Origin of the sequence: Streptomyces anandii JCM 4720, from assembly GCF_014650655.1 — a bacterium.
Taxonomy (GTDB): Bacteria; Actinomycetota; Actinomycetes; order Streptomycetales; family Streptomycetaceae; genus Streptomyces; species Streptomyces anandii.
Genome location: NZ_BMVJ01000010.1, coordinates 666 through 20986, shown reverse-complemented (window position 1 = coordinate 20986; position 20321 = coordinate 666). Strand labels below are relative to the sequence as shown.

At 71.9% G+C, this 20321-nt stretch carries 20 protein-coding genes; 9 read left to right on the top strand and 11 right to left on the bottom strand.

The features are described from left to right. The first annotated feature begins 287 nt into the window (after positions 1 to 287). The 7 genes from ccrA to pssA all read left to right on the top strand — a co-directional run bounded on the left by ccrA (position 288) and on the right by pssA (position 8057). Positions 288 to 1625, top strand: coding sequence for a crotonyl-CoA carboxylase/reductase (gene ccrA / locus IE249_RS19065; RefSeq protein ID WP_189706439.1), 1338 nt, complete (start codon positions 288 to 290; stop codon positions 1623 to 1625). Between the two features lie 17 nt (positions 1626 to 1642). Further along, a complete protein-coding gene (locus IE249_RS19060) occupies positions 1643 to 3691 on the top strand; it encodes an ethylmalonyl-CoA mutase (RefSeq protein ID WP_189706053.1) in 2049 nt (682 codons plus the stop codon). Then, positions 3688 to 4662, top strand: a complete 975-nt coding sequence (locus tag IE249_RS19055) for an HpcH/HpaI aldolase/citrate lyase family protein (RefSeq protein WP_189706051.1) — start codon at positions 3688 to 3690, stop codon at positions 4660 to 4662. The genes IE249_RS19060 and IE249_RS19055 overlap by 4 nt, the downstream gene beginning before the upstream one ends. A gap of 5 nt (positions 4663 to 4667) precedes the next feature. Continuing rightward, positions 4668 to 5180: a MaoC family dehydratase gene (locus IE249_RS19050; protein WP_189706049.1), complete on the top strand. Its 513-nt coding sequence runs from the start codon at positions 4668 to 4670 to the stop codon at positions 5178 to 5180. A 3-nt stretch (positions 5181 to 5183) separates the two neighbouring features. Then, positions 5184 to 6389, top strand: coding sequence for an acyl-CoA dehydrogenase family protein (locus IE249_RS19045; RefSeq protein WP_189706047.1), 1206 nt, complete (start codon positions 5184 to 5186; stop codon positions 6387 to 6389). 170 nt (positions 6390 to 6559) lie between these two features. Beyond that, complete coding sequence (locus IE249_RS19040) at positions 6560 to 7216, top strand: phosphatidylserine decarboxylase (RefSeq protein ID WP_189706045.1); 657 nt, start codon at positions 6560 to 6562, stop codon at positions 7214 to 7216. 22 nt (positions 7217 to 7238) lie between these two features. Continuing rightward, a complete protein-coding gene (pssA, locus tag IE249_RS19035; RefSeq protein ID WP_189706437.1) occupies positions 7239 to 8057 on the top strand; it encodes a CDP-diacylglycerol--serine O-phosphatidyltransferase in 819 nt (272 codons plus the stop codon). Positions 8058 to 8196: 139 nt separating this feature from the next. Here the strand turns inward: pssA and IE249_RS19030 are convergent, their stop codons facing one another. Further along, positions 8197 to 9315 (bottom strand): glycerate kinase, encoded by a 1119-nt coding sequence (locus tag IE249_RS19030; protein ID WP_189706435.1) that lies wholly within the window; start codon positions 9313 to 9315, stop codon positions 8197 to 8199. 194 nt (positions 9316 to 9509) lie between these two features. Between IE249_RS19030 and IE249_RS19025 the strand changes: the two genes are divergently transcribed. Both IE249_RS19025 and IE249_RS19020 read left to right on the top strand, forming a co-directional pair. Then, a complete protein-coding gene (locus tag IE249_RS19025) occupies positions 9510 to 10583 on the top strand; it encodes an ADP-ribosylglycohydrolase family protein (RefSeq protein WP_189706043.1) in 1074 nt (357 codons plus the stop codon). After that, positions 10580 to 11071 (top strand): NUDIX domain-containing protein, encoded by a 492-nt coding sequence (locus IE249_RS19020; protein ID WP_189706041.1) that lies wholly within the window; start codon positions 10580 to 10582, stop codon positions 11069 to 11071. Before IE249_RS19025 ends, IE249_RS19020 begins: the two co-directional genes overlap by 4 nt. 42 nt (positions 11072 to 11113) lie before the next feature. On the opposite strand, the gene IE249_RS19015 is transcribed toward IE249_RS19020, so the two are convergent. From IE249_RS19015 to IE249_RS37815, 10 genes are all read right to left on the bottom strand, one after another. Further along, the gene (locus tag IE249_RS19015; protein ID WP_189706039.1) at positions 11114 to 11314 is read right to left on the bottom strand and encodes a type II toxin-antitoxin system VapB family antitoxin; all 201 of its coding nucleotides are present in this window, start codon (positions 11312 to 11314) and stop codon (positions 11114 to 11116) included. Between the two features lie 86 nt (positions 11315 to 11400). Next, complete coding sequence (locus tag IE249_RS19010; protein ID WP_189706038.1) at positions 11401 to 11610, bottom strand: hypothetical protein; 210 nt, start codon at positions 11608 to 11610, stop codon at positions 11401 to 11403. Between the two features lie 225 nt (positions 11611 to 11835). Then, entirely contained in the window at positions 11836 to 12372 is a 537-nt protein-coding gene (locus IE249_RS19005; RefSeq protein ID WP_189706037.1) for a methylated-DNA--[protein]-cysteine S-methyltransferase, read from the bottom strand. A gap of 13 nt (positions 12373 to 12385) precedes the next feature. Continuing rightward, complete coding sequence (locus IE249_RS19000; RefSeq protein WP_308434372.1) at positions 12386 to 13900, bottom strand: AlkA N-terminal domain-containing protein; 1515 nt, start codon at positions 13898 to 13900, stop codon at positions 12386 to 12388. 111 nt (positions 13901 to 14011) lie between these two features. Then, a complete protein-coding gene (locus IE249_RS18995; RefSeq protein WP_189706036.1) occupies positions 14012 to 14533 on the bottom strand; it encodes an O-acetyl-ADP-ribose deacetylase in 522 nt (173 codons plus the stop codon). Continuing rightward, positions 14530 to 15939 (bottom strand): phytoene desaturase family protein, encoded by a 1410-nt coding sequence (locus IE249_RS18990; protein ID WP_189706035.1) that lies wholly within the window; start codon positions 15937 to 15939, stop codon positions 14530 to 14532. Before IE249_RS18990 ends, IE249_RS18995 begins: the two co-directional genes overlap by 4 nt. Before the next feature lie 193 nt (positions 15940 to 16132). Continuing rightward, positions 16133 to 16978 carry an inositol monophosphatase family protein gene (locus IE249_RS18985; RefSeq protein WP_189706034.1) on the bottom strand — a complete coding sequence of 282 codons (846 nt, stop codon included), beginning with the start codon at positions 16976 to 16978 and terminating at the stop codon, positions 16133 to 16135. Positions 16979 to 17104: 126 nt separating this feature from the next. Next, a complete protein-coding gene (locus tag IE249_RS18980) occupies positions 17105 to 18952 on the bottom strand; it encodes a gamma-glutamyltransferase family protein (protein ID WP_189706033.1) in 1848 nt (615 codons plus the stop codon). A 75-nt stretch (positions 18953 to 19027) separates the two neighbouring features. Then, positions 19028 to 20014, bottom strand: coding sequence for an agmatinase (gene speB / locus IE249_RS18975; RefSeq protein WP_189706032.1), 987 nt, complete (start codon positions 20012 to 20014; stop codon positions 19028 to 19030). Between the two features lie 72 nt (positions 20015 to 20086). Then, positions 20087 to 20321: carboxyl transferase domain-containing protein (locus tag IE249_RS37815; protein WP_308434371.1), on the bottom strand; the 235-nt coding region annotated here is incomplete at its 5' end.

The window sequence follows — 20321 nt, the reverse complement described above, 5'->3', positions numbered from 1 at the left end:
ATCGCTCATTTGTTACGTAAAGATTTCGCCTGAGCGAAACTCATGGCACTCAGTGCCTTGTCAGCTGACACGCGGTGTCATACGTTGAAGAGGTCCGGGCTGTCCCAGCAGACCGATGGCCTGTCCGCCCGGACGCCTGCGTCACAGGCACCTCCCGCGCCACAAAGCGCTGCCGAAGCTCCACCCGCCGAACCGACGGCACCCCCTCAACCAACCCTCAGCAGCACCGACGTAACCCTCAGCGCCCTTCCCTCGGGGCGCTCATCGCCGGAGGCAACACCGTGACCGTGAAGGACATCCTGGACGCGATCCAGTCGTCGGACTCCACCGCCGCCGACTTCGCCGCTCTGCCGCTCCCCGAGTCGTACCGCGCGATCACCGTGCACAAGGACGAGACGGAGATGTTCGCGGGCCTGGAAACCCGCGACAAGGACCCGCGCAAGTCGATCCACCTCGACGAGGTGCCGCTGCCCGAGCTGGGCCCGGGCGAGGCCCTGGTGGCCGTCATGGCCTCCTCGGTCAACTACAACTCCGTGTGGACCTCGATCTTCGAGCCCCTGTCCACCTTCGGGTTCCTCGAGCGCTACGGCCGCACCAACGAACTGGCCAAGCGCCACGACCTGCCGTACCACATCATCGGCTCCGACCTCGCCGGCGTCGTCCTGCGCACGGGCCCGGGCGTCAACGCCTGGCGGCCCGGTGACGAGGTCGTCGCGCACTGCCTGTCGGTCGAGCTGGAGTCGAGCGACGGCCACAACGACACGATGCTCGACCCCGAGCAGCGCATCTGGGGCTTCGAGACCAACTTCGGCGGCCTCGCCGAGATCGCCCTGGTGAAGTCCAACCAGCTGATGCCGAAGCCCGGCCACCTCAGCTGGGAGGAGGCCGCCGCCCCGGGCCTGGTCAACTCCACCGCCTACCGACAGCTGGTCTCCCGCAACGGCGCCGGCATGAAGCAGGGCGACAACGTCCTGATCTGGGGCGCCAGCGGCGGCCTCGGCTCGTACGCCACGCAGTTCGCGCTGGCCGGCGGCGCGAACCCCATCTGTGTCGTCTCCTCGCCGCAGAAGGCAGACATCTGCCGGTCCATGGGCGCCGAGGCGATCATCGACCGCAACGCCGAGGGCTACAAGTTCTGGAAGGACGAGCAGACCCAGGACCCCAAGGAGTGGAAGCGCTTCGGCAAGCGCATCCGCGAACTCACCGGCGGCGAGGACATCGACATCGTCTTCGAGCACCCCGGCCGCGAGACCTTCGGCGCCTCGGTGTTCGTCACCCGCAAGGGCGGCACCATCACCACCTGCGCCTCCACCTCGGGCTACATGCACGAGTACGACAACCGCTACCTGTGGATGTCCCTGAAGCGGATCATCGGCTCGCACTTCGCCAACTACCGCGAGGCCTGGGAGGCCAACCGCCTCATCGCCAAGGGCAAGATCCACCCGACGCTCTCCAAGGTCTACTCCCTGGAGGACACCGGCCAGGCGGCCTACGACGTGCACCGCAACCTCCACCAGGGCAAGGTCGGCGTGCTGTGCATGGCCCCCGAGGAGGGCCTGGGCGTGCGCGACGAGGAGCTGCGCGCCCGGCACATCGACGCCATCAACCGCTTCCGGAACATCTGAGGCAGCGGAGGTCACAGATGACAGAGCGTCAGTCCGCCGAAGGCAGGCGGGAGAAGGACCGGCCGTGGCTCATGCGGACGTACGCCGGCCACTCCACGGCCGAGGCGTCCAACGAGCTGTACCGGCGCAACCTCGCCAAGGGCCAGACGGGTTTGTCGGTGGCGTTCGACCTGCCGACGCAGACCGGCTACGACTCCGACCACATCCTCGCCCGCGGCGAGGTCGGCCGGGTCGGCGTGCCGGTCGCGCACCTCGGTGACATGCGCCGGCTGTTCCAGGACATCCCCCTGGAGCAGATGAACACCTCGATGACGATCAACGCCACGGCCATGTGGCTGCTGGCGCTCTACCAGGTCGTCGCCGAGGAGCAGGGCGCGGACGTCACCAAACTCCAGGGCACGACCCAGAACGACATCGTCAAGGAGTACCTCTCCCGCGGGACGCACGTCTTCCCGCCCGGGCCGAGCCTGCGCCTGACGACGGACATGATCGCGTACACGGTCTCCCACATCCCGAAGTGGAACCCGATCAACATCTGCAGCTACCACCTGCAGGAGGCCGGGGCCACGCCGGTGCAGGAGATCGCGTACGCGATGTCCACCGCGATCGCCGTGCTCGACGCGGTGCGCGACTCCGGCCAGGTGCCGCAGGAGCGCATGGGCGACGTGGTCGGCCGCATCTCCTTCTTCGTGAACGCGGGCGTCCGCTTCGTCGAGGAGATGTGCAAGATGCGCGCCTTCGGCCGCATCTGGGACCGGATCACGCGTGAGCGCTACGGCATCGAGAACCCCAAGCACCGCCGCTTCCGCTACGGCGTCCAGGTCAACTCGCTCGGCCTGACCGAGGCGCAGCCGGAGAACAACGTCCAGCGGATCGTGCTGGAGATGCTGGCGGTCACCCTCTCCAAGGACGCACGCGCGCGTGCCGTGCAGCTGCCGGCCTGGAACGAGGCGCTCGGCCTGCCCCGCCCGTGGGACCAGCAGTGGTCGCTGCGCATCCAGCAGGTCCTGGCGTACGAGTCTGACCTGCTGGAGTACGACGACATCTTCGAGGGCTCGAAGGTGATCGAGGCGAAGGTGGACGAGCTGGTCGAGGCGGTGCTCGCCGAGATCGACCACATCCAGGAGCTGGGCGGCGCGATGGCGGCCGTCGAGTCGGGCTACCTGAAGTCGCAGCTGGTCGCCTCGCACGCCGAGCGCCGGGCCCGTATTGAGTCCGGTCAAGAGAAGATCGTCGGCGTCAACATCTTCGAGGGCACCGAGCCGAACCCGCTGACGGCCGACCTGGACACCGCCATCCAGACGGTCGACCCGGCGGTCGAGGCCCGTGTCATCGAGTCGCTGCGGAACTGGCGTGACACCCGCTACCAGCCGCCGTTCAACCACCCTCGCCCCTGCAAGGCGCTGGAGCGGCTGAAGGAGGCGGCCAAGGGCACCGACAACCTCATGGAGGCCACCCTGGAGTGCGCCCGCGCCGGCGTCACGACCGGCGAGTGGGCCGGGGCGCTGCGCGAGGTGTTCGGCGAGTTCCGCGCCCCCACCGGCGTGTCCTCCGCGCCCGTCGCGGTGTCCGCCGCGGAGGGCAGCGGACTGGCCGACGTCCGCCGGAAGGTGGACGCCACCGCACGGGACCTGGGCGTGGGCAAGCTGCGCTTCCTGGTCGGCAAGCCCGGCCTGGACGGGCACTCCAACGGCGCCGAGCAGATCGCCGTGCGGGCCCGCGACGCCGGGTTCGAGGTGGTCTACCAGGGCATCCGGCTCACCCCGGAGCAGATCGTGGACGCGGCCCTGGCCGAGGACGTGCACGCGGTCGGCCTGTCCATCCTGTCCGGCTCGCACGCCCAGCTGGTGCCGGACGTGCTGGACCGGCTGCGTGTGGCCGGTGCCACAGATATACCGGTGATCGCCGGTGGCATCATCCCGAATGGTGACGCCGAGCAGCTCAGAGCCGCCGGAGTGGCCGCGGTGTTCACCCCGAAGGACTTCGACATCACCGGGATCATCGGCGCGATCGTCGACGAGATCCGGAAAGCGAACAAGCTCGACCCCCTGGAGGTCCCCGCATGACCAGCCCCGCTCCCCAGGTCAACCGACTGCGCCCGCGGCGCTCCTGCCTGGCCGTACCGGGCTCCAACCCGCGCTTCCTGGAGAAGGCGCAGGGTCTGCCGGCCGACCAGGTGTTCCTGGACCTGGAGGACGCGTGCGCGCCGCTGGCCAAGCCCGAGGCGCGGCACACCATCGTCAAGTTCCTCAACGAGGGCGACTGGACGGGCAAGACCAGGGTGGTGCGCGTCAACGACTGGACGACCGAGTGGACGTACCGGGACGTCGTGACGGTGGTTGAGGGTGCGGGCCCCAATCTTGACTGCATCATGCTGCCCAAGGTCCAGGACGCTCAGCAGGTCGTCGCTCTTGATCTGCTGTTGACGCAGATCGAGAAGACGATGGGCTTCGAGGTCGGCCGCATCGGCATCGAGGCGCAGATCGAGAACGCACAGGGCCTCAACAACGTCAACGAGATCGCGCAGGCCTCCCCGCGCATCGAGACGATCATCTTCGGCCCGGCCGACTTCATGGCCTCCATCAACATGAAGTCCCTCGTCGTGGGCGAGCAGCCGCCCGGCTACCCGGCGGACGCCTACCACTACATCCTGATGAAGATCCTGATGGCCGCCCGCGCCAACAACCTCCAGGCGATCGACGGCCCCTACCTGCAGATCCGCAACGTGGACGGCTTCCGCGAGGTGGCCGGCCGCGCCGCCGCGCTGGGCTTCGACGGCAAGTGGGTGCTGCACCCGGGCCAGGTCGACGCCGCCAACGAGGTCTTCTCCCCCTCCCAGGAGGACTACGACCACGCCGAGCTGATCCTGGACGCGTACGAGTACTGCACGTCCGAGGCGGGCGGCAAGAAGGGCTCGGCGATGCTCGGCGACGAGATGATCGACGAGGCCAGCCGCAAGATGGCCCTGGTCATCGCGGGCAAGGGGCGTGCCGCCGGCATGCAGCGCACCAGCAAGTTCGAGATCCCGGAGGCCTGAGCCGCATGCAGTTCGGACGCACCTACGAGGAGTTCGAGGTCGGGGCGACGTACAAGCACTGGCCGGGCAAGACGGTCACGGAGTACGACGACCACCTGTTCTGTCTCCTCACCATGAACCACCACCCGCTCCACATGGACGTCAACTATGCGGAGAAGACGACGGACTTCGGCAAGAACGTCGTCGTGGGCAACTACATCTACTCCCTCCTGCTCGGCATGTCCGTGCCGGACGTGTCCGGCAAGGCGATCGCCAACCTGGAGATCGAGTCGCTCAGGCACGTGGCGCCCACGTTCCACGGCGACACGATCTACGGCGAGACGACGGTGCTCGACAAGTGGCCGTCGAAGTCGAAGAACGACCGCGGCATCGTCTACGTCGAGACCAGGGGCTACAAGCAGGACGGCACCGTGGTGTGCATCTTCCGCCGCAAGGTGATGGTGCCGACTGAGACGTACATCAAGGAGCGCGGCGGCGAGCAGCCGGGCCGTCCGGAACCCAAGCAGCAGGAGAAGTAAGCCATGGCGCGACTCGCCCAGACCCACGGTCTCACGGACGTCCAGCAGGAGATCGTCTCCACCGTCCGTGACTTTGTCGACAAGGAGATCATCCCGGTCGCGACCGAGCTGGAGCACCGCGACGAGTACCCGCAGCAGATCGTCGACGGCCTGAAGGAACTCGGCCTGTTCGGTCTGATGATCCCCGAGGAGTACGGGGGCCTGGGCGAGTCGCTGCTGACCTACGCGCTGTGCGTGGAGGAGATCGCCCGCGGCTGGATGTCGGTCTCCGGCATCATCAACACCCACTTCATCGTCGCGTACATGCTCAAGCAGCACGGCACACAGGAGCAGAAGGACCACTTCCTGCCGAGGATGGCCCTCGGCGACATCCGGGGCGCCTTCTCGATGTCGGAGCCGGCGCTGGGCTCGGACGTGTCGGCGATCTCGTCGAAGGCGGTGAAGGACGGCGACGAGTACGTCCTGAACGGCCAGAAGATGTGGCTGACCAACGGCGGCACCTCCTCGCTCGTCGCGGTCCTCGTGCGCAGTGACGAGGGTCACCCCGAGGGCACGGCCCCGCACAAGTCGATGACGACCTTCCTGGTGGAGAAGGAGCCCGGTTTCGGTGAGGTGCGCCCGGGCCTGACCATTCCCGGCAAGATCGACAAGATGGGCTACAAGGGCGTCGACACCACCGAGCTGATCATGGACGGCCTGCGTGTTCCGGCCGACCGGGTGCTCGGCGGCGTCACCGGCCGGGGCTTCTACCAGATGATGGACGGCGTCGAGGTCGGCCGGGTGAACGTGGCGGCGCGCGGCTGCGGCGTCGCGCAGCGCGCCTTCGAGCTCGGCGTGCAGTACGCCCAGCAGCGCCAGACCTTCGGCAAGCAGATCGCCCAGCACCAGGCCATCCAGTTCAAGCTGGCTGAGATGGCCACCAAGGTGGAGGCCGCGCATGCCATGATGGTGAACGCGGCCCGCAAGAAGGACTCGGGCCAGCGCAACGACCTCGAGGCGGGCATGGCGAAGTACCTGGCCTCGGAGTACTGCAAGGAGGTCGTCGAGGACGCCTTCCGCATCCACGGCGGCTACGGCTTCTCCAAGGAGTACGAGATCGAGCGCCTCTACCGAGAGGCCCCTATGCTGCTCATCGGTGAAGGCACCGCCGAGATCCAGAAAATGATCATCGGCCGCAGGCTGCTCGAGGAGTACCGATTCCAGGGCTGAATGTCCGACTACGGGGTGTTTTCTCCGAGAAGAAGATCACACCCCGTCAGCGGTCTTCCGCCGCCGACTCGGCAGCTCGGCTTACCCAGTTGTGGCCCTTAACCGCTACGATCGCGGAAAGCCGCCGTCCCCCGTCGAAAGCGCGGCATCATCCGCTACGAAGGTCATCCATGCCCCACAGCCAAACCTCTGCACCTCGCGACAGCCTCGCCGGCGTACGCCTCGCGCGCGGAGCCTCGCCGTGGCTTCTGCCGACCGTCGCCACCGCAGCCGTCAGCCTTGTCCGTGCCCGCCGCTCGGGTGCCGCCAAGGCCGTAGCCGTCCCCGCCACCGCGCTCGCGGCGGGGATGCTGTGGTTCTTCCGCGACCCCGAGCGCGAGATCGCCCAGGGCCGGGTCATCTCGCCCGCCGACGGTGTGGTGCAGAGCATCATGCCGTGGAAGGACGGCCGCACCCGCGTCGCGATCTTCATGAGCCCGCTGAACGTCCACGTCAACCGCGCCCCGCTCTCCGGCACGGTCACGTCGGTCGAGCACATCCCCGGCGGGTTCGTTCCGGCGTTCAACAAGGAGAGCGAGAACAACGAGCGGGTCGTCTGGCACTTCGACACCGAGCTCGGCGACATCGAGATGATCCAGATCGCCGGCGCGGTGGCCCGCCGCATCGTCCCCTACGTGCCCTCGGGCACCAAGGTCGAGCAGGGCGAGCGGATCGGCCTGATCCGGTTCGGCTCGCGCGTCGACATCTACCTGCCCGAGGGCGTGGAGGTGGCGGTCGAGGTCGGCCAGAAGACCGTGGCTGGGGTGACTCGCATTGACCGTGATTGATCCCGAGACCCAGGCCGGCTGGGTGCCCGAGGCCGACGACGTGGACGACGAGGAGGAGATGCCCCTCTCGCTCCGCCTGTCGATAGCGGACACCCTCACCCTGGGCAACGCCACGTGCGGCTTCATGGCGGTGTACTTCACCACCACCGGCATCCTGATCCCGCACCTCACCGGCAGCCAGGAGTCGGGCATGGCCCGGCACAGCGCCGCCACCGCCGTCATCCTGATGCTGTGCGCGGCCGTGTTCGACCTGTTCGACGGACTGGTCGCCCGCAAGCTGCGCAGTTCGCCCATGGGCGCGGAGCTGGACAACCTCTCCGACCTGATCAGCTTCGGCCTGGCCCCGGCGTACTTCGTCCTCGTCTACGGCATGGTCGCCGACGACGCCCACCAGCGGGTGGCCGCGCTCGGCGCGATCGTGGTGCTGCTGGCGGTGGTGCTCAGACTCGCGCGCTTCTCGTGCGTGACGATGAAGGACGGCGTGTTCCAGGGCATGCCCAGCCCCTTCGGAGCACTCACGGTGGTCTCCATCGTGCTCCTGGAGCTGCCCTTCGTGGCGACTCTGCTGGCCATCCTCGGCACCGCCTGGCTGATGGTGAGCCGGGTGGAGTATCCCAAGCCGCGGGGCCGGCTCGCGGTGGCGATGCTCTCCTGGATCGTCCTGTCCATGGGTCTGCTCGCCGCCTGGGCCTTCGACGCCCCGAGCGGGCAGCTGCTCCTGCAGACGGGCTGCGCGCTCCAGCTGGTCATGGGCGCGGTGATCCCGCTGTTCGCCACGGCCCGCCGGGTGAACAACTTCCGCGACAACCGCCGCGAGGCGCGGACGGCCCAGCTGCCGTAGCGCTCCGCCGTCCCACGCCGGGAAGGGCCCCGGACCGATCACCGGTCCGGGGCCCTTCCCGTTGCCGACCCGCCGGCCGGACGATGCTTCCGGCGCCTCCCCGCTCGACCACCCGTGCGAGAACATGGCGGCGCCGGTGTCAGAGGAGGAAGTCGCGGCCCACCCGTTCCGCCAGTCGTTCCAGGATGTCTCCCGCCTCGGCGATGCACGTGGCGACGTCCGGCTCGACGTCGGTCAGGGCGTACGCCCGCCGGATACCGGCCCTTCCCAGCGCGGCGGGCGGCAGTGCCAGGCGCCCGCACACCGCGACGACCTCCTTGCCCGCCGCGCGCGCGGCGGCGGCGACCCCGGCCGGGGCCTTGCCGTGCAGCGTCTGCTCGTCCAGCGAGCCCTCACCCGTGATCACCAGTGAGGCCCGCTCCAGCGCCGGCGCGAACCCGAGCACGTCGAGCATGACCTCGATACCGGGCCGGAAACGTGCCCCGAGGAGCAGCGCCCCGTATCCGATGCCGCCCGCGGCACCGGCGCCGGGCGCCAGGGCGAACTCCGACGCCCGCTCCCCCACCGCGGACTCCAGCACCTTCGCGAAGTGCGCCAGCGCCGCGTCCAGCGCCGCCACGTCGTTGGGCGAGGCGCCCTTCTGCGGGCCGTAGACGGCGGGCGCGCCCAGCGGCCCGGTCAGGGGGTTGTCGACGTCGCTGGCGAGGACCAGGTCGACGGAGGCGAGCCGCCGGTCGAGCCCGGACAGGTCGGCGCGGGCCAGTGCGGCCAGTGCCCCGCCCCCCGGCGGGACCGGCTCGCCCTCCGCGTCCAGGAACCGGGCCCCGAGCGCGGACAGCATGCCCGCGCCCCCGTCCGTCGTCGCGCTTCCGCCGACGCCGAACACGATCGTCCGCGCGCCCGCGTCCAGCGCGGCGCGCAGCAGTTCCCCCGAGCCGTAGGTGGTCGCGGCCAGCGGTGCGAAGACACCCGCGGGCAGCCGTTGCAGCCCGCTGGCCTCGGCCATCTCCACGACCGCGGTGCTCTCGCGCAGCGCGAAGGCGGCGCTCACCTCCTGGCCCAAGGGGCCGGCGACCCGTACCTCCCGGCGCTCGAAGCCGGCCGCGACCGCCGCGTCGACCGTCCCGTCGCCGCCGTCGGCGACGGGCAGCGTCTCGACCTCCAGGTCCGGGACGACCCTGCGCAGCCCCGTGGTCACCCGCTCGGCGACCTGCACGGCCGTCAGCGACCCCTTGAACTTGTCCGCGGCAACCAGCACCCTGCGGGTGTCCCGCACTGCAGCGTCCGCCACCTTGCCATCCCCTTGCTCTCCGGGCCCCGCGCACGTCGGGACCAGTCGCGCCGCTGCGACCCTAACCGGGAACGCGCCCGTGCCGCCATGCCCGCCCGAACCCTGAGAAGCACCCGTGGCGCCGCTGGGAGGGCACCGGGAAATCCGGGTACATCAGCCCTATGACCCCTGTGGAGGACGAGCCGGGGCTCGCCGACCGCGTCCTCGGCGGCTGGCTGGGCCGGATCGCGGGCAACATGCTGGGCAAGCCCGTCGAGCAGGGCGAGGTGTGGACGCGCGACCGCATCGACCGCTATCTGCGGCTGTCGCAGGCGCTGCCCCTGACGGACTACCTCCCGGAACCGCCCGACGAGGACACCGGCCTCGCGCTGCGCCCCGAGTGGCGAGAATGCGTCCGCGGGCGGATCCACGGCAGCTGCCGGGACGACGACGTCGACTACGCGATCCTCGGCCTGCACCTGCTGGAGACGCACGGCTTCGGCTTCAGCACCGAGCAGGTCGGCGACCTGTGGCTGCTGCGGCTGCCGTATCTGCAGACGTTCACCGCGGAGCGCGCCGCGTACCGCAACCTCGCCTCGGGGCTCAAACCGCCGCTGACGGCGACGTACGACAATCCGTACCAGGAGTGGATCGGCGCGCTGATCCGCGCGGACGTCTACGGCTGGACCAGCCCGGACGACCCGGACCGCGCGGCCGCGCTCGCCCGTCGTGACGCGGTGCTGTCGCACACCGGCAACGGCGTCTACGGCGCGATGTGGGCGGCGGCGCTCATCGCGGCGGCGTTCACCGCGCCGACGGTGCGCGCGGCGGTGGAGCGGGCGCTGCTGGTGGTCCCGGCGAGCAGCCGGCTGGCCCGCACGGTACGGCGGGTCGCCTCGCTGCACGAGGCCGGGATGGCGTGGGAGGACACGCTGAGCACGCTCGCGCAGGAGACGGCGGGCCTGGGCTGGATCCACACGATCCCGAACGCGGCCGTCATCACGGCGGGGCTGCTCCACGGCGACGGCGATTTCACCCGCACGATCGCGCTGACCGTCCGCGGCGGCCTGGACACCGACTCCAACGGGGCGACCGCCGGATCGGTGGCCGGCGTGCTCACCGGCGCGCGGGCGATTCCCGCCCGGTGGAAGGACCCGCTGGAGGACACGGTCCGCAGCGCGGTGTTCGGCTTCGACGGCGTGCGCATCTCTGACCTGGCTCAGCGCACGCTGCGACTGGTTACCCTTCCTGGATGACCACTGCGGACTTCGCCACGTACATCGCGGGCCTGCCCCGCGTCATCTCCGGCGCCGCCGCGCTCTTCCGCGACGCGGAGGGCCGGGTGCTGCTCGTCGAGCCCAACTACCGCGAGGGCTGGGCGCTTCCGGGCGGCACCATCGAGTCCGACGACGGGGAGACCCCGCGCGGGGGCGCGCGCCGCGAGACGCTGGAGGAGATCGGGCTCGACCGCGAACTCGGCCGGCTGCTCGCGGTCGACTGGGTACACGGCACCGGCCGCCCGCCGCTGGTCGCCTATCTCTACGACGGCGGGACCCTCTCGGAGGACGACCTCGGCGCGATCCGGCTCCAGGAGGAGGAGCTGCTGTCCTGGCGGCTCGTTCCGCGTGAGGAGCTGGCCGCGCACCTGCCGGGCGCGCTCGGCCGCCGGGTCCTGGCCGCGCTGGAGGTCCTGGCGGAAGGCGCCGGCACGGCGGAACTGGAGAACGGCCACCGCGTGGGCTGACCGGGCCGGCCCCGCCGCTCGACCGAGGTGGGTGGGCCGGACTCAGCCTTCGACGTTCCTCGGCTTGCCGTCCACCTCGCGCAGCGCCTCGTCGCGCGTGGCGGTCCTGGCCTCCGTGCGGTGGCCGCGTTCGATGTAGTCGCGCACGACGAGTTCGACGGCGTCCTGGGGGTTGCCGACGCCGGCGAGCACCATGGCTTCCACGACGAGTTCGGCATCGAGCGAGACGGTGACCTTGGCCATGCCAGGACGGTAGCACCGGGCCACGGGCCGGACCGGCCGCTCACCGAAGTGGGTGGGCGGCCGGTCCGGAAGGCGTGTGGTACCGGTCAGAAGGAGACGGTCACGCCGGCCTGGTGGTACTCGCCGAGGGTGCCGAGGACCTGGCTCTGGACCGCGCCGGCCTGGGCCAGGAGGTCGGAGTCGGTCAGGGACGTGGGGCCGGCGACGACGCCGACGTGCGGGGCGAGGCCGCCGGAGACGGTGTCGAGCTCGGTCTCGGAGAGCTCGGCCGTCTCGAAGTGGTGAGCGGAGTGCATGGGGACTTCCCTTCGTACCAGTGTTGCGCGAACGGGTGCGGCGCCGCCGGGGACGGACGGGCCGCGACCCGTGAGATCAAAGCAGGCGCACCGTCAGGTGCCGTGTCCGGGCCGCGGACGCGCTGTGCAGATTGCGCGACGGGTCGGCAGAGATGGATCGGCAGAGACAGGGTCGGCAGGCGCAGGGTCGGCAGGCGCAGGGTCGGCAGGGACAGTCCCGAAGGGTCAGAAGAGGCCCGCGCCCCGCTCGAAGTCGAGCAGGCGCTGTTTGCGGGCCAGTCCGCCGCCGTAGCCGGTGAGGCCCCCTCCGGCGCCGATGACGCGGTGGCAGGGGACGATGATGCCGATGGGGTTCCTGCCGTTGGCGAGGCCGACCGCGCGGGAGGCGCCGGGACTGCCCAGGGCGTCGGCGAGTTGGCCGTAGGAGCGGGTCTCGCCGTAGGGGATCGCGCGGAGCCGTTCCCAGACGCTGCGCTGGAACGGGGTTCCGTTCAGGTGCAGTTCGAGGGTGAAGGTCCTCAAGTCGCCCGCGAAGTAGGCCTCCAGCTGTTCCTTCGCCTCGGTGAAAGGGGTGTCGTCGGGGTCGCCGAACGTCTCCTCGGGCGGGCGGTGACGCTGGTCGGTCATGTAGAGGCCGCACAGGACGCCGTCCTCGGCGACGAGGGTCAAGGGGCCGTACGGGCTGTCGGTGACCGTGTGCCGCTTGGTCGTGGTGTGCTGCTTCGTGTTGGTGTGCCGCTTCGCGGTGATGTGCTCGTTCATCGTGAGAACGTCCTCAGACGGGAAGGAAGTTGATCGGGTGGCTGTCGGTCGCCCACAGGTACTGCACGGCGTAGGCCCGCCAGGGGCGCCAGGCGGCGGCGCGTGCGGTGAGGGCGGCCGGGGTCGAGGGCAGGCCGAGTTCCTGTGCGGCACGGCGGATGCCGAGGTCGGTGGGGAGGAACGCGTCGGGGTCGCCCAGGGCGCGCATGCTGATGACGTCTGCGGTCCAGGGGCCGAAGCCGGGCAGCGCGAGGAGACGGGTACGGCTCTCCTGCCAGTCGCTGTCCGCGCCCAAGTGCAGCTCTCCGCCCGCCAGTTGGCGGACAAGTGTGGTGAACGTGGTCCGACGGGTGCGGGGCATCGCCAGTGACTCGGGGTCCAGGGCGGCGAGCGCCCCGGCCGAGGGGAAGAGGTGGGTGAGGCCGCCCTCGGGGTCGTCGACCGGTTCGCCGTGGGCGGTGACCAGGCGGGCCGCGTGGGTGCGGGCGGCGGCCGTGGAGACCTGCTGGCCCAGCACCGCGCGCAGCGCGAACTCGGCCTCGTCGACGGTGCGCGGCACGCGGCGGCCCGGACCCTTGTCGACCAGGGGCGCGAGGACCGGGTCGGCGCGGAGCTGGTCGTCGATGGCGACCGGGTCGGCGTCCAGGTCGAGCAGGCGCCGGCAGCGGCTGATGGCGACGGGCAGGTCGCGCAGGTCGCCGAGGGTGAGGCGGCAGGCGATGTGGTCCGGTCGCGGGGTGAGCGCGGCGATGCCGTGTCCGTAGGGCAGGCGCAGGGTGCGGCGGTACGAGCCGTCGCGCCATTCCTCGACACCGGGTACGGCGGTCGCCGCGAGGTGGCCGAAGAGGTTGTCCGGGTTGAGCGGGGCGCGGAAGGGGAGGCGCAGGGACAGCGCGCCGGGAGTGGTGGGCGTCGTGGGGGCCGGGGCTGCCGCCGTGCGGCTCGTGGGCCGTCCGGTGGCGCGGGTGCGCAGGTCGCCGGGGGACAGTGCGTAGACCTCGCGCACGGTGTCGTTGAAGGTGCGGATGGAGGCGAAGCCGGCGGCGAAGGCGATCTCCGCCATCGGCAGGGCGGTGGTCTCGATCAGCAGCCGGGCGGTCTGGGCGCGCTGGGCGCGGGCGAGCGCGAGCGGGCCGGCGCCCAGTTCGGCGCGGAGCTGGCGCTCGACCTGACGGCTGCTGTAGCCGAGGCGGGCGGCGAGGCCGGGCACGCCCTCGCGGTCCACCACTCCGTCGGCGATCAGCCGCATGGCGCGGGCTACGAGGTCGGCGCGCTGGTTCCACTCCGGTGAGCCGGGGCTGGTGTCGGGACGGCAGCGCTTGCAGGCGCGGAATCCGGCCTGCTGGCAGGCGGCCGCGCTCGGGTAGAAGGCCATGTTCCCGGGCTTGGGCGGCACCACCGGGCAGCTGGGCCGGCAGTAGATGCCCGTGGTCAGGACGGCGGTGAAGAACCAGCCGTCGAACCGTGCGTCCTTCGACTGGACGGCGCGCACGCAGCGCTCCCGGTCGCTGTGCATCCCGTTCTGCATGCCTCCAGCATCGGGCACCGGCCGGGCGAGGGCTGGCGAGAATCCGACATGAAGGTGGGCTGCGCTGGGACCACGCGGATCACGCCGATGGCCTGTGGGGCGTCGCCCCGGTCAGCCGCCGAGCAGGGCGGCGAACACCTCGTACGCCCGCTCGTCGAAGAGGACGAAGCGGATCTCCGCCACGGCCGTGCCGGTGGCCCGGACGGTGGTCACCGCGATCCGGGCCGCGTCGTCCATCGGCCAGCGGTAGACGCCGGTGGAGATGGCGGGGAAGGCCACGGTGCGGGCGCCGAGCTCGTCGGCGACCCTCAGGGACTCCCGGTAGCAGGAGGCGAGCAGGTCGGAGCGGTCCTCGGTGCCGCTGTGGACCGGGCCGACGGTGTGGATCACCCACTGGGCGTCCAGCCGGCCCGCGGTGGTGGCGACCGCCCGGCCGGTGGGCAGGCCCCGGCCGTACCGGGAGGCGCGCAGGGCGCGGCACTCCTCGAGGATGGCCGGGCCGCCGCGCCGGTGGATCGCGCCGTCGACGCCTCCGCCGCCCAGCAGGGAGGAGTTTGCGGCGTTGACGATGGCGTCGGCGCTCTGCAGGGTGATGTCGCCCCGCACGAGGTTGAGGAGGGGTCCGGTGCTCATGTCTGGCGCAGCCTCCTCCAGACGGCCTTGGCCGCGTTGTGCCCGGACATGCCGTGCACGCCGGGGCCGGGCGGGGTGGCGGAGGAGCAGATGAAGACCGCCGGGTGCGGGGTGCCGTACGGGAACAGGGACAACTTGGGGCGCAGCAGGAGCTGCAGTCCGGCCACCGCGCCGGTGCCGATGTCGCCGCCGACGTAGTTGGCGTTGCGGGCGGCGAGTTCGGCCGGGCCGGCGGTGGCGCGGGCGAGGACGCGGTCGCGGAACCCCGGTGCGAAGCGCTCCAGTTGGCGCTCGATGGCGTCGGTGAGGTCGCCGGTCCAGCCGTTGGGGACGTGGCCGTAGGCCCAGAAGACGTGTTTGCCGGCCGGGGCGCGGGTGGGGTCGACGAGGCTGGGCTGGACGGTGATGAGGAAGGGCCGGTCGGGTGCGCGGCCCTCGCGGGAGGCGGCGCGCAGTGCCGCGCCGATCTCGGCGCTGTCGGCGCCGATCTGGACGGTTCCGGCGGTGCGGGGGGCCTCGGCGGTCCACGGGACCGGGCCGTCCAGCGCGTAGTCGATCTTGAAGACGCCCGGGCCGTAGCGGAATCCCTCGTAGTACCGGCCGAGGCCGGCGATGCGGGCGAGGGCGGTGGGCGAGGTGTCGAAGACGTACGCCCGCGCGGGTGGCAGGTCGTCGAGGCGCTTGACCTCGTAGTCGGTGTGCAGGGCGCCGCCGAGGTCCTTCAGATACGCGGCGAGGGCGTCGGAGATCGCCTGGGAGCCGCCGCGGGCCACCGGCCAGCCGCGGGCGTGCGCGGCGAGGAGGAAGACCAGGCCGATGGCGCCGGTGGCGAAGCCGCTGAGGGGGGCCATGACGTGGGCGACGAGGCCGGCGAAGAGGGTCCTGGCGCGCTCGTCGCGGAAGCGGCGCATCAGCCAGGTGGACGGGGGCAGGCCGGCGAGGCCGAAGCGGGCGAGGGTGACCGGGTCGCGGGGCAGGGCGGTCATGGGCAGCGACATGAAGTCGCGGACCAGGGTGTCCCACCTGGGCAGGAACGGCTCGACCAGTCTGCGGTACGCGCCCGCGTCACGCGGTCCGAAGGAGGCCGCGGTCTCCGCGACCGAGCGGGCCAGGACGGCCGCGGTCCCGTCCGGGAAGGGGTGCGCCATGGGCAGCGGGGCGTGCAGCCACTGAAGGCCGTACCGCTCCAGGGGCAGGGCGCGGAAGGCGGGCGAGTTGACGGCGAGGGGGTGCGCGGCGGAGCACGGGTCGTGCCGGAAGCCGGGCAGGGTGAGCTCCTCGGTGCGGGCGCCGCCGCCCACGGTGTCCCGCGCCTCGAACACGGCCACGGAGAAGCCGCGCCGGGCGAGCTCCACGGCAGCGGTCAGCCCGTTCGGCCCCGCACCCACCACGACCGCATCGAGCATCGACGGCACCTTCGGACCCCTTCGTCAGCCGATGGCCACTTGCGCTCAGGATATGCCGCGGGGCCGGCCCGCACGGCACGGGCTCGGACCACGCGGCCACCCGCGCGCGACCGCGACCGCCGCCACCCCGCGCGCGACCGCCGCCACCCCGCGGGACCGCGGCCGCCGGTACGGCGCGGCCCGGCACGTGGGGTCAGGCGGGCGCCGACAGCAGGGCCACCACCCGGCGGGCCGTGGCCGCGTCCCGTGCCGCCGTGAACGGCAGGGCGTTGCCGCCGGTTATACGGAAGGGTTCGCCGGTTGAGGTGGAGTGGGCGCCGCCGGCCTCCTCGACCAGCAGCAGGCCCGCCGCGTGGTCCCAGGCGGCCTCCCAGGAGAAGGCGGTGGCGTCCAGCTCGCCCCGGGCCACCGCCAGGTACTCCAGCCCGGCCGAGCCGCAGTTGCGGGGCGCGACCCCGTCCGTGCGCAGGCCGAGCAGGGCGCGCTTCTGCTCGTCGGTGGTGAAGTCCGGGTGGGAAGTGGCCACTTCGAGCGGGCGGCCCGGCTCGGGGGTGCCGGAGCGCAGCCTGACGCCGTCGAGGAAGGCGCCCTGACCCCGCACGGCCACGGCGAGTTGGTCGCGGGCCGGGGCGTAGGTCCAGGAGGCCCGCACCACTCCGTGGTGGGCGAGGGCGACGAGCGTGCAGAAGCCGGGGTCGCCGTGCACGAACTGCCGGGTTCCGTCGACGGGGTCGACGATCCAGACGGGGGCATCGCCCCGTATCGCCTCGTAGACGGCGGGGTTGGCGTGGACGGCCTCCTCGCCGACCACGACGGAGCCGGGCAGGAGGGCGCCGAGGGTGTCCGTGAGGTACAGCTCGGCGAGGCGGTCGGCGTCCGTCACCAGGTCGTGCGGGCCGGACTTCTGGTCGATCTCGTGCTCGGCGAGCCCGCGGAAGCGGGGCATGATCTCGGCGGCGGCGGCCTTGCGCACCGCGTCCTCCACGTCCGCCGAGTGGCGTGCGAGAAACTCCTCGATGGTTTCCGTTTCTTCGATCATGCCTCCATGAGACCACGCGCCTCTGACAATCCCCGCCCGGCCGGTGCACACCGGGTGGAATCGGCATGAACACGTGGTGCCGTACGGCCAAGCCTCGCGGCCGCCGGGCTCCGCCTCACGGCCGCCTCAGCGGCCGACCGCGTACCCCTGCATCCCGCGCGGGTTGGCGGCCGCCGACAGGATGCCGGTGCGCGGGTCGCGGGCGACGGCGCACAGGCGGCCCTCGGACCAGGGCTCTCCGACGGTCACGTGGTGACCCCGGCGGCGCAGCGCCGCCACGACCCCGGGGTCCGTGCGTGACTCCACGGTGACACTGCCGGGGCGCATCCCGCGCGGGTAGAAGGAGCCCGGGAAGGAGTCGTTGTGCCAGTTGGGCGCGTCGATCGCGCCCTGGAGGTCCAGGCCGCCGCGGACGGGCGGGCGCAGGGCGACCGCCAGGAAGAAGTGCGGCTGCCACTGGTCCTGCTGGTCCCCGCCGGGCGTGCCGAAGGCCATGACGGGCACGCCCTCCCGCAGCGCCATCGACGGGCTGAGGGTGGTGCGCGGACGGCGGCCGGGGGTCAGCGAGTTGGGCAGGCCCTCCTCCAGCCAGGTCATCTGCAGCCGGGTGCCCAGCGGGAAGCCCAGCTCGGGGACGACGGGGTTGGACTGGAGCCAGCCGCCGCTGGGCGTGGCGGCGACCATGTTGCCCCAGCGGTCGACGACGTCGAGGTGGCAGGTGTCGCCGCGGGTCGCGCCGTCGGCGGCGACCTCGGGTTCGCCCGGCACCGGGGAGGTCGGCGGCTTGGCGACGGTGGGCTCGCCGACGCCGAGGGCGTCGAACTCCCCCGCGGCCGCCCCCGGTCCCTGCCCGGCCGCGATCGTGTGCGCGTGCGCGCTCAGCCGCGGGGGGCGTCCGCCGGGGCTGCCGGGCCGCAGTGCCAAGGAGGCCCGAGAGCCGATCAGTGCGCGCCGCCCGGCGTTGTAGCCGGGCGAGAGCAGCTCGGCGAGCGGCACCTCGGCCGCGTCCCCGTACCAGGCCTCGCGGTCGGCCATGGCCAGCTTGCAGCCCTCGATGAGCAGGTGCAGGAAGTCGGCGGAGCCGTGCTCGGGCAGCTCGGGCGGGAGCAGGGCGAGTTGCTGGAGGAAGACCGGCCCCTGGCTCCAGGGCCCGGCCTTGCAGACGGTCCAGCCGTTCCAGTCGTACGTCACCGGGTTCTCGTAGGCCGCGGACCATCCGGCGAGGTCGGCGGCCGTGAGGGTGCCGGTGTGGTGTTCGCCGCTGGTGTCCATGGTGGGCCGCCCGGACTGCCGGACGAGGGCTTCGGCGACGAAGCCGGTGCGCCACACCGCGCGCGCCGCCTCGATCCGCGCCTCCCGGTCGCCGGCGTGGGCGGTCTCGGCGAGCAGCCGCCTCCAGGTGGCGGCGAGCGCGGGGTTGCGCAGCAGTTCGCCGGGGCGGGGCGGGCGCCCGCCGGGCAGGTAGACCTCGGCCGAGGAGGTCCACTCGGTCTCGAACAGCCGCCGTACCGTCTCCACGGTCTGGCCCACGCGCTCCACGGGCGCGTGCCCGTGCTCGGCGTATCCGATGGCGTACTTCAGGACGTCGTCGAGGGGTTTCGTGCCGTGGTCGCGCAGCAGGAGCATCCAGGCGTCGAAGGCGCCGGGCACGGCGGCGGCGAGCGGACCTGTGCCGGGTACTAGGCCGAGTCCGAGGCCGCGGTAGTGCGCGACGGTCGCCCCTGCCGGTGCGACGCCCTGCCCGCACAGCACCCGGACCTCGCCGCCGGCCGGGGCGAGCAGGATCGGCACCTCGCCGGCCGGCCCGTTGAGGTGCGGTTCGACGACGTGCAGCACGAAGGCGGCAGCCACGGCCGCGTCGTAGGCGTTGCCGCCGTCCTCCAGCACCGCCATCGCCGACTGCGAGGCCAGCCAGTGGGTGGAGGACACCATGCCGAAGGTGCCCTGGAGGGTGGGGCGGGTGGTGAACCGCATCTGTCACCTCGTGTGCGTCGCCGTCGGCCGGTCGGCGTCAGGCTACGCCGGTCGTGCCCCCGTGGGGTCGCGCGCTCACTTGGCGCCCCAGCGGGCCGGGCCCATCTGGCGGGACATGATGGTGACGAGTTCGTAGGCGGTGTGGGACGCGGCGATGGACGTGATCTCGGCGTGGTCGTAGGCGGGGGCGACCTCGACCAGGTCGGCGGAGACCAGCCGGCAGTCGGACAGGCCGCGGATGATCTCGAGGAGTTCGCGGGAGGTGAGGCCGCCCGCCTCCGGGGTGCCGGTGCCGGGGGCGTGGGAGGGGTCGAGGACGTCGATGTCGACGGAGATGTAGAGGGGGCGTTCGCCGATGCGCTCACGCAGCTGCTGGACCACCTCGTCCACGCCGCGCCGCATGACGTCGGCTGAGGTCACGATGCCGAAGCCGAGCTTGGCGTCCTCGGCGAGGTCGTTCTGGTGGTAGAGCGGGCCGCGGATGCCCACGTGGGAGAGGGCGGAGGTGTCCAGGACGCCCTCTTCGACCGCGCGGCGGAACGGTGTGCCGTGGGCGTACTGCGCGCCGAAGATGGAGTCCCAGGTGTCCAGATGGGCGTCGAAGTGCAGCAGGGCGACGGGACCGTGCCGGCGGGCCACGGCGCGCAGCATGGGCAGGGCGATGGTGTGGTCGCCGCCGAGGGTCATCAACCGCGCGCCGGTGCCGAGGAGTTCGTCGGCGGCGGCCTCGATGGTCTCCACCGCCTCATTGAGGTCGTAGGGGTTGGCGGTGATGTCGCCGACGTCCGCCACCTGGGCGAAGTGGAAGGGGTAGACCTGCTGGGCCGGGTTGTAGGGCCGCAGTTGGCGGGAGGCCTCGCGGATGGCGTTGCCGCCGAAGCGGGCGCCGGGGCGGTAGGAGACGCCCGAGTCGAAGGGCACGCCCACCACGGCGATGTCCGTGTTCTCGACCTCGTCCAGGCGCGGCACCCGGCCGAAGGTGGCCGGGCCCGCGTAGTGGAGGGTCCGCTCGGACTCCTCCGGTCCGCGGGGCGGGACGACGCCGTGGGGCTGGTCGGTCATGGTGGGTTCGGGGCCTTTCTCTGTGCGGTGTGCGTGCGGTCTCTGCGGGCCGTCCGGGGGTCGGCCGGTCGGTCAGGTCGGGGGGTTGCCGTGCTTGCGGGAGGGCAGGTCGGCGTGCTTGGTGCGCAGCATCGCCAGGCCGCGGATCAGGACCTCGCGGGTGTCGGCCGGGTCGATGACGTCGTCCACCAGGCCGCGCTCGGCGGCGTAGTAGGGGTGCATCAGCTCGGCCTTGTACTCCTTGACCATGCGCTCGCGCATCGCCCCGGGGTCGTCGGCCTCGGCGATCTGCCGGCGGAACACCACT